The 8,230-nt window shown below is 59.3% G+C and carries 13 protein-coding genes; 6 read left to right on the top strand and 7 right to left on the bottom strand.

Features of this window, described 5'->3' with window-relative positions:
- Positions 1 to 56 precede the first annotated feature (56 nt).
- The 5 genes from ACP5EL_RS07965 to ACP5EL_RS07945 all read right to left on the bottom strand — a co-directional run bounded on the left by ACP5EL_RS07965 (position 57) and on the right by ACP5EL_RS07945 (position 3,813).
- Positions 57 to 914: a CBS domain-containing protein gene (locus ACP5EL_RS07965; RefSeq protein WP_428401979.1), complete on the bottom strand. Its 858-nt coding sequence runs from the start codon at positions 912 to 914 to the stop codon at positions 57 to 59.
- Entirely contained in the window at positions 911 to 1,858 is a 948-nt protein-coding gene (locus ACP5EL_RS07960; RefSeq protein WP_428401978.1) for a CBS domain-containing protein, read from the bottom strand. Before ACP5EL_RS07960 ends, ACP5EL_RS07965 begins: the two co-directional genes overlap by 4 nt.
- Positions 1,855 to 2,631, bottom strand: coding sequence for a CBS domain-containing protein (locus ACP5EL_RS07955; RefSeq protein ID WP_428401977.1), 777 nt, complete (start codon positions 2,629 to 2,631; stop codon positions 1,855 to 1,857). The genes ACP5EL_RS07960 and ACP5EL_RS07955 overlap by 4 nt, the downstream gene beginning before the upstream one ends.
- 40 nt (positions 2,632 to 2,671) lie before the next feature.
- Complete coding sequence (locus ACP5EL_RS07950) at positions 2,672 to 3,232, bottom strand: CBS domain-containing protein (RefSeq protein WP_428401976.1); 561 nt, start codon at positions 3,230 to 3,232, stop codon at positions 2,672 to 2,674.
- 104 nt (positions 3,233 to 3,336) lie between these two features.
- Complete coding sequence (locus ACP5EL_RS07945) at positions 3,337 to 3,813, bottom strand: MogA/MoaB family molybdenum cofactor biosynthesis protein (RefSeq protein WP_428401975.1); 477 nt, start codon at positions 3,811 to 3,813, stop codon at positions 3,337 to 3,339.
- An 82-nt stretch (positions 3,814 to 3,895) separates the two neighbouring features.
- On the opposite strand from ACP5EL_RS07945, the gene ACP5EL_RS07940 reads away from it, so the two are divergent.
- From ACP5EL_RS07940 to ACP5EL_RS07915, 6 genes are all read left to right on the top strand, one after another.
- Positions 3,896 to 4,939: a DUF1786 domain-containing protein gene (locus ACP5EL_RS07940; RefSeq protein ID WP_428401974.1), complete on the top strand. Its 1,044-nt coding sequence runs from the start codon at positions 3,896 to 3,898 to the stop codon at positions 4,937 to 4,939.
- 5 nt (positions 4,940 to 4,944) lie between these two features.
- Entirely contained in the window at positions 4,945 to 5,523 is a 579-nt protein-coding gene (locus tag ACP5EL_RS07935) for a Kae1-associated kinase Bud32 (protein WP_428401981.1), read from the top strand.
- Positions 5,524 to 5,603: 80 nt separating this feature from the next.
- Complete coding sequence (gene albA / locus ACP5EL_RS07930) at positions 5,604 to 5,873, top strand: DNA-binding protein Alba (protein WP_428401973.1); 270 nt, start codon at positions 5,604 to 5,606, stop codon at positions 5,871 to 5,873.
- Between the two features lie 33 nt (positions 5,874 to 5,906).
- Entirely contained in the window at positions 5,907 to 6,527 is a 621-nt protein-coding gene (purN, locus tag ACP5EL_RS07925) for a phosphoribosylglycinamide formyltransferase (protein ID WP_428401980.1), read from the top strand.
- A gap of 37 nt (positions 6,528 to 6,564) precedes the next feature.
- The gene (locus ACP5EL_RS07920) at positions 6,565 to 7,053 is read left to right on the top strand and encodes an HIT family protein (RefSeq protein ID WP_428401972.1); all 489 of its coding nucleotides are present in this window, start codon (positions 6,565 to 6,567) and stop codon (positions 7,051 to 7,053) included.
- A 40-nt stretch (positions 7,054 to 7,093) separates the two neighbouring features.
- On the top strand, positions 7,094 to 7,369 hold the full coding sequence (locus ACP5EL_RS07915; RefSeq protein WP_428401971.1) for an amphi-Trp domain-containing protein: 276 nt from the start codon (positions 7,094 to 7,096) through the stop codon (positions 7,367 to 7,369).
- 59 nt (positions 7,370 to 7,428) lie between these two features.
- Here the strand turns inward: ACP5EL_RS07915 and ACP5EL_RS07910 are convergent, their stop codons facing one another.
- Together ACP5EL_RS07910 and ACP5EL_RS07905 are read right to left on the bottom strand one after the other, a co-directional pair.
- Entirely contained in the window at positions 7,429 to 7,875 is a 447-nt protein-coding gene (locus tag ACP5EL_RS07910) for a hypothetical protein (protein WP_428401970.1), read from the bottom strand.
- A partial coding sequence (locus ACP5EL_RS07905) for a hypothetical protein (protein ID WP_428401969.1) occupies positions 7,872 to 8,230 on the bottom strand: 359 nt, incomplete at its 5' end. The genes ACP5EL_RS07905 and ACP5EL_RS07910, both read right to left, overlap by 4 nt.

The raw sequence follows: 8,230 nt of genomic DNA, 5'->3' as shown, positions 1-8,230 counted from the left end.
CCTCTCCGACTTGTCTATAGTCACCGGCGTCGACATTATCTCCTTTACTGACATTTTTAAGACCACCTCGCCACTTCAGCGGTTATATCGCGGGTCGAGAAGAACCCCACCACCTTCTCATCGTCCACCACAGGAAGACCGCAGATCTCCTTATCGAGGAGGATCTTGGCGGCGTCCACGGCTCCGACGTTGGGGTTGGTAAACATTATCGGGTAGGACATTATGTCCTCGGCCACCATGGGAACCTCCTTTACGTACCTGTACCCCTTCCTTCCGGCAGTGTTCTCCTTCCTCGCCATCTTGATGTTCTTGCTCTTCATCTCATCTTTTGAGTTGGAGATTCCCGAGATGGCGAGGTTGGTGTGGGTTATCACCCCGACGGGGGTGGCGTTGTCCTCGCAGACCACGACCCGATCGACGCCGTTCTCGACCATCTCCTCCAATACGTGATCGAGGGTGTGGTGCCTGTGGACGCTGACGACGCCCTGGGCCATCAGGTCGCCCACCTTGGAGTCAGGGTTCATCTCGACGAAGTAGGAGATGAGGTCTCTTGAGGTTATGATCCCCACGATCTCTCCCTCATCCCTCTCCACAGGCAGGCCGTCTATCCCGTTCTCGTCCATGATCTCCGCTGCCTGCTCTACGGTAGCCCCGGGATAGATGGTGATGGGCCGCTCGGTCATCACCAGCCTCACGGGGACTTTGCTGATCGGCCGCCTCCGCCACTCCGGAGCGGCCTGGCCCAGCCGATGTGATATATCGTGCTTGGTGACAATTCCCGCCAGCCTGTCGCCGTCCATAACGAGAAGCCTGCTGATGTAGTGCTTAAGCATCAGGTTTCTCGCCCGCTGCACAGGCTCTTCCTTCTCGATGACGTAGACGGGAGATTGCATGTAATCCTTTACCTTGCTCATGGTATGATCCCTCGTTTCTCCTCGGCAAATGCTCTGATGAAGTCTCTTTTGGTGATGATTCCCACCAGTGATCCGTTCTCCATGACCGGCAGAGCACCGACGCCGTTCTCCATCATCATCTCTGCCGCCCCGCCGAGATCCATCTCCTTCTCCGTGGATACCAGGTCTCTTCGGACCAGGATCTTTATCGGCTGGCTCATCACCTCTCCGATGTCGCCGGTCACCACCTTCCCGAAAGCCTCGCCGGATCCCAGGTACCTCATGATGTCGGAGGCTGTGACCATTCCCATCAGGAGGGAGTCCTGAACCACGGGGAGCTTTCGGAAACCGCCCTGCTGAACCATCATTCTGGTGGTCTTCTCGATCGACATCTGCCCGTTGGCGGTGATTACGTTCGGGCTCATGAACTCCTCGACCTTGATGCTGGTGTTCACCCCAGCCACCAGCTTTGCGAAGTCATGTTCTGTTATCAGTGCCCTTATTCTGTTATCCTCGTCCACCACGGGCAGACCGCCCACGTTCTTCTCGTACATCAACTTTAGGGCGTCTTCGACGGAGGACTTCTCGCCGATGGATATTAGCTTGGGGCTCATGATCTCTCTGATATCGGCGTTGACAGCTGAGAGGATGTTTCCCTCATACCGCTTTTTCAGCAGGTTGTGCCTTATGCCGCCGCCGAGGAAGTCGACGACGTCGACACCGGTGACGAAACCGAGGAGCCGACCGGTTCCGGCATCGGCTATCGGCAGCCTCCCGAAACCGTAAGAGGTCATTATCTTGATGGCACCGATGATGGTGGTGGTAGGCGGTGCCGTCACCACCTCTGAGGTCGCAATGGCGAGAACGTCTCCTGCACGCTTGGCGGCTCTAGAATCGAACTGGACCGGTCCCCTGTCCATCGCTCCTGGCATCCTGATCTTCCGATCCTCTGATGGTCTCTTCATCGTCCCTCACCAAAGATGGATTTGATAATGTCGTATCTGTCGATTATTCCGACGAGCTTGCCGTCGCCAACCACGGATATCCTGCCGATATCGCGATCGTGCATCGTCTTTGCGGCGTTGCGAAGGCTCGCCTCTGGGCCTATGGCGTATAGGGGCGTGCTCATCAATTTTTCCACTTTCATTACGTCCTTTGTGTCTTTTCCTATACGGGCTCCGCCAGTCTTCAGAATGTCGAAGCGGGTGATCATTCCGAGAGGTTTGCCCTTCTCATCCACCACCGGCATCCCCGTGAAGTCGGAGTCGAGCATCCCGTCCCAGACCCTGGTCACAGAGTCCTGGGGGCTGCAGGTCTTGATCTGGACGTTCATCACATCTTCGACCTTTCTGTCGGCCAGCTTCTCAGGTTCGATCTTCTTGAATATGTCGAGGGGGCTGACCACGCCCACGAGGCGACGGTCCTCCGAAGAGGGGACCACGGGCAGTATCGCGTAATTGGCCGATAATAGCAGCTTCGCCGCCTCGACGATATCCGTTTCAGGGGTGACCAGGGGAGCCTCCACGGAGAAGCCGGAGACGGTTACATTCGAGCGGGTCGACGATATCTTCAGCATATCCCGGTCGGTGACGATCCCAACGACGTGTCCCTGGCTGTTGAGAATCGGCAAGCCTCGCAGCTGGTTGTCCCGTATCAGCTGCCGCGCCCGGGTCACAAAGTCGCCTTCACCCACGCTGACTGGGTCCTTTGACATGATCTCTCCAACTAAACTTCCCATTTTGATCCCTCCTGTTCAAGTCCTGGAAATTCCAGAACTCTCATTTGTTCCCGTCCCTGCAGCTCCAGCAGAGAAGCTCGCCATTGACCGCTTCCAGAGAGTCGGAGATCTGGCCACACCGCTCGCAGATCCCCCTTATCGTCTCTCTCTGCTCCTCGAAATGGACGCTGTCACGATGCATCTCTATGAGGTGGCTGAGGATCTCCCCCATGCCGATAGAGGCCGATCCGGAGACGAGGTCGGTATCGGTGATTATGCCCACCAGCATCCCCTCGCCCGATATAACCGGAAGCCTCTTAACTCCGGATTTGAGCATCTTTATGGCGGCGTCGCTCAAGCTGATGTCAGGATCTACTGTGATCAGGGGCGAGGACATCACCTCGCCCACCTTTACCCCCTTTGGGTCTGCGGCCCTGGCCACTATCTTTCCGACCAGATCTCTTTCGGTTATGATCCCCATCGCCCGGTCGTTGTGAATCACGATCAAGCTGCCCACGTTTGCGGAGAACATCTTCTTTGCAGCCTTCATCACATCAACCTCGGAGTCGATGGTGATCACAGGCCGGGCCATTATGTCCCGCACCGGAATCTCTGTTTCCATGCTAGTCACCTCCGCGGCAGATTGCCGTTCTTATTAAAGATATTCCCTCTATAAAAGGATCACTGCATCGTTTTCTCTCGAATTCAAAACGTATTATAATTTTGTCATTCTGATATGTGGTGGCGCATGTGATCGATCTCGGCCAGGATAAGATCTATCCCCAGCCGGGCCGCCGAGGGCGAGCCCGGAAGGCAGAAGACGGGAACGCCCCGGACTATCCCGGCTGAGGCCCTGGTGAGCATCGCCCTCGTCCCCACCTCCTCGAGGCTCTTCAGCCTGAAGAACTCCCCAAATCCGGGGATCATCTTATCGAAGAGGGGCTCTGCCGCCTCGATCGTCAGGTCCTTGGGGGCGAGACCCGTGCCGCCACAGAGGACGACGACATCGCCCTCCGATGCCAGGATCGCCCCCCTCACCGCCTCCACCCCGTCCGGAACGAGCCGATATGAATAATCTCGGCCGGCGGCACAGATCCGGTCCAGTATCTCCCGCCCTGAGAGGTCCTCGGCCACCTCCGGGTTTCCCACAGACCCGAACATCTGGTGCCTTGAGGTGCTCACGACCACGACATCGATGATCATTATCCATCATTCGTTCCGAAAGGATATAGCTCTTATCACCATGCCCAACGGTTTTATCTCAGAAGGCCGATTCTTGCCTTCCATGGCGCTTCTGGCGATGGACGTGGGCGCGGGAACCCAGGACATCCTCCTCCGCGAGGAGGGGCTGCCTCTCGAGAACTCGGCCAAGATGGTGATGCCGAGCATGGCGGTGATCGTGGGGAGGCAGATCGATGGGGTGAGGCACAGGGGAAGAGACGTCGCGCTCACCGGAACGACGATGGGGGGCGGGGCCTCCACCCGGGCGGCGAAACGGCAGATCATGGCCGGCCTGAGGGTATTCGCATCCCCAAAGGCGGCCCTGACCTTCAACGACGACCTGGAGCGGGTCAGGGAGATGGGGGTCGTGATATCTGAGGAGGCGCCCCTCCAGGCCGAGGTGGTGGTGATGGGGGACCTCGACCTTTCGGCCTTGAAGTCGACCTTTGAGAGGTTCGGCCTTGATATGCCAAAGGACGCGGCCGTCGCCGTCCAGGACCACGGCTATTCGCCCGACAGGAGCAATCGGATGGTGAGGATGGAGGAGATGGCGAAGGCCCTCTACTCGGGGGGGGAGCTCCGGTCTTTCGTCCACCTCGACCCTCCGCCCCTCTTCAATCGGATGAGAGCCGCAAAGGAGATGCTGGACAGCTCCGGCCTTCGCTCGATGATCATGGACACCGGCCCTGCCGCGATCTTCGGCGCCCTTCTCGATCCCCGATCCGCGGAGCCCGCCCTGGTATTGAACGCCGGAAACGGCCACACCATCGGGGCGGTGGTGGCCGAAGGGAGGATCACCGCCCTCTTCGAGCACCACACCTCGTCCCTGACGGCTGGCGATCTCCTCCGGTTCAGCGAGAGGCTCTGCGAGGGGACGATCACGAACCGCGAGGTCTTCGAGGACGGAGGCCACGGCGCGGTCGTGGTGGAGGCCCCGGGAGCCGAGAAGATCGGGTCTGTGGTGGTGACGGGTCCGAACAGGGAGAAGTTCACCGAGTCCGGCATCCTCGAAAAGTTGGGGCCCGTGATCTCGGCGGCCCCGGGCGGGGACATGATGATCGCAGGCTGCCTGGGGCTGGTCGAGGCCTGGAAGGCGCTGAGGGGGTGAAAGATCTGGCCGAGGAGATAGGTCGAGGCGCGGAGGCGGTGATAACCAGGGATGGGGGCAGGGTGACGAAGGTGAGGCTGCCGAAGGGGTACAGGGTCCGGGCCCTCGACGAGAAGATCAGACGGGAGAGGACGGTGATGGAGTCTCGGATCATCTCCGAGGCCAGGAGGTGCGGGGTTCCGACGCCGATAGTCCTGGACGTCGACCGGTTCAGCCTCACCATGGAGCACGTCGATGGGACGAAGCTGAAGGAGGTGATCGATCCGGATCTGTCCGAGAGGGTCGGGGAGCTGGTGGGAAGGCTCCACGCCTGCGGGATAGTCCACGGCGACCTCACCACCTCCAACATGATTCTGAAGGGGGACAAGATCTACTTCATAGACTTCGGCCTCGCCTTCCACGACAAGGGGCTCGAGGCCCAGGGGGTGGATGTCCACGTATTTTTCCAGACAGTCGAGAGCACCCACGACCGCCCCGATGAGCTGGTCGAGGCCTTCTTGCGGGGTTACGCCAAAACCTACACCAGGGCCGGAGAGGTTTTAAAGCGGGTCAGGGAGATCGAGGCGAGGGGGAGATATCTCTGACCAAATCATTAACTTTATGTAGTAAATGATCCCTAACAAGAACGATCTCAGAGCTGTTAGTTCCAAAGTGGTGATGGTACATGGCAGAAGATGATGTGGTATTCGTCGGCAACAAACCAGTGATGAACTACGTATTGGCGGTGGTCACCCAGTTCAACAGCGGCGCTGGAGAGGTTAAGATCATGGCCAGAGGACGAGCGATATCAAGAGCAGTGGACGTTGCAGAAGTTTCAAGAAGCCGCTTTCTCGGCGACGTCAATGTCAAGGACATCCAGATCTCCACCGAGACCATGAATACCGATCGGGGGGAGACGAACGTCTCGGCCATTGAGATCACCCTCTCGAAGTGAAGTCGAGCCTTCTTTCCGGAGCGCGGGTTGGCATTGATCACCAGGATCGGGGTCATCTCCTCCGGTCGCGGGGAGAACGCGAGGTACATCATCGAGGCTGCCCGCTCGGGATACCTCCCCGCAGAGGTCGCCATCGTCCTCGCGGACCAGCAGGATGCGGGAGCCCTGAGGATCGCCCGCGATCTCGGGGTCGAGGCCCATTTTTTGGACCCCTCGGGCCTATCCCGGGCCGAGTACGACCAGCTTCTCATCGACCGTCTGGAAAGGGCAGGAGTCGACCTGGTGGTCCTGACCGGATACATGAGGATCCTCACCCCAGAGTTCGTCCGGCACTTCAAGAACAGGACAATCAACATCCATCCCGCCCTCCTTCCCGCCTTCCGGGGCCTTGACGCCTTCCAGCAGGCCCTCGACTACGGCGTCAAGGTGACGGGGACGACGGTCCACCTGGTCGACGAGGAGGTCGACCACGGCCCCATAATCCTCCAGGCCCCCGTAGAGGTGAGAGACGACGACACCTTCGAGAGCCTCAAGGCGAGGGTCCAGGAGGCGGAGTACAGGGCCTACCCCCAGGCCCTCAAGCTCTTCATCGAGGGCAGGCCTAGGGTGGTGGGAAGGAAGGTCGTTTTTGAGAGGGATGAGATTAAAGGGTGAGAGGAGAGACGATGGAGGGAAAGGAGATGATGCGATCTTGAGGACCTTATGGGCACCCTGGAGGATGGATTATATCCTGTCCGACAAGTCGGTGGCTTGCATCTTCTGCGAGAAGATCAAGGAGGAGCGGGATGAAGAGAACCTGATACTCCACCGGGGTCAGCATCACTTCATCATCATGAACGCCTACCCCTACAACAACGGCCACCTGATGGTCGTCCCCCGCCGCCACACCTCGACCCTCGCCGGCTGGAGCGGCGGGGAGAGGGCCGAGTTTCTGGAGCTGGCGGACCTTGCGGTCGAGATCCTGAAGAGGACCATGAACCCCGACGGCTTCAACATCGGGATCAACATGGGCGAGTGCGCGGGGGCGGGGATCGCAAGCCACATCCACCTCCACATCGTCCCGCGCTGGTCTGGCGACTGCAACTTCATGCCCGTCCTCGCGGATACAAGGGTCATACCCGAGCACATCCAGGCGACATGCGAGAAGCTCCGGAGTGCGCTCAAAGAGGTCTTGAGATGATGGGGTTTGACCAGGTGGAAGACGAAACCAGGTGATATCTATGGTCGGAATAAACGGAAGGCTCGGCAAATCCAAGGGAAGCCCCACCAGCGGAGAGAAGTTCGAGCAGGAGTTCTACATGACCGCCGGCGAGGTGGCGAGCACCCTTAGGATCCTTGCCGACGAGATCGAGGGTGAGGGAAGGGTAGAGGCCTCATCCGAGGGCTGGGCCCTGGCAGTGAGCCCGGTGGAGCCGATAAAGCTTGAGGTGCAGTATAAGCACGATCCGGCAAGAAGGGAGCTGGAGTTCCAGCTGAAGCTAAAAGAGAACCCCTAATCGTCCATTATATCTATTTGCTGAGGTTCATGGTGGGACGATTGCTATGTCCTGGTATCTCAGTCACCTCTTCCAGCCTCTCGGAAGCGGAAGGGGATGCCCCTCTTCTTTAGCTCCTCTGCCACCTCCTCCATGAAGACCCCCATCCCGGAGACGTGGCTGTGATCCTGGTGGCGGATCTTCCCCCCGGTGTAGCCCAATGTGGTTGAATTTATGCCGCAGCTGGGACTTCCCTCCACCCCCACCACCTCGATCTCGCGCCCCTTCTTCGAAAATTGCTCGATCAGGTCGGCGTGGTGGGTGAAGATCTCGCGGCAGTACCTGCGGTAGGAGGGGATGTCGATCTGGTTTTTGGTGACGGCCCAGCGGTCGAGGCCGAGATGCCCTGCCTCGGGGCAGAGGAGCTGGATCAGGGGCGGCTCGGGGCTGAAGGCGATGGGGCGGAGGCCCAAAAGCCTCGTCTCGGGGTCGAGGAGGCAGTGGGCCACCACCGTGATCGTCGTCATCCCTCTCCGCCCGCATCTTCCGGCTCGGCCCGCTCTTCGAGGGCGTCTTTTACGTGCCGATAAAACCGGACGCCATCGACCTCGTGGTAGAACCGGACGTCCTCGGCGGCCTCCCCGATCCTGATCTTCAGGGTGTTGTCCTGAAACTCCTTGACGTACTCGATCCCCGTGATCCCGGAGAGGGGGAATCTGTCCATTCGATTTCGAAAGAGGCCGGAGCGGACGAAGACGACCTCCCGCTCCGTGACCACGATCCAGGAGGAGATCTTCGCCTCGTCGAAGGCTCCGATCCGGGCGAAGGCCTTCGCCTTCTCGTCCTGGTACCTCTGCGGGACCGCCGGAAAGGCCATGATCG

This window comes from Methanocrinis sp. (assembly GCF_049974945.1).
GTDB lineage: Archaea > Halobacteriota > Methanosarcinia > Methanotrichales > Methanotrichaceae > Methanocrinis.
Note: the sequence above shows the minus strand (reverse complement) of the source record. Positions and strands in the feature narration are given on the sequence as shown.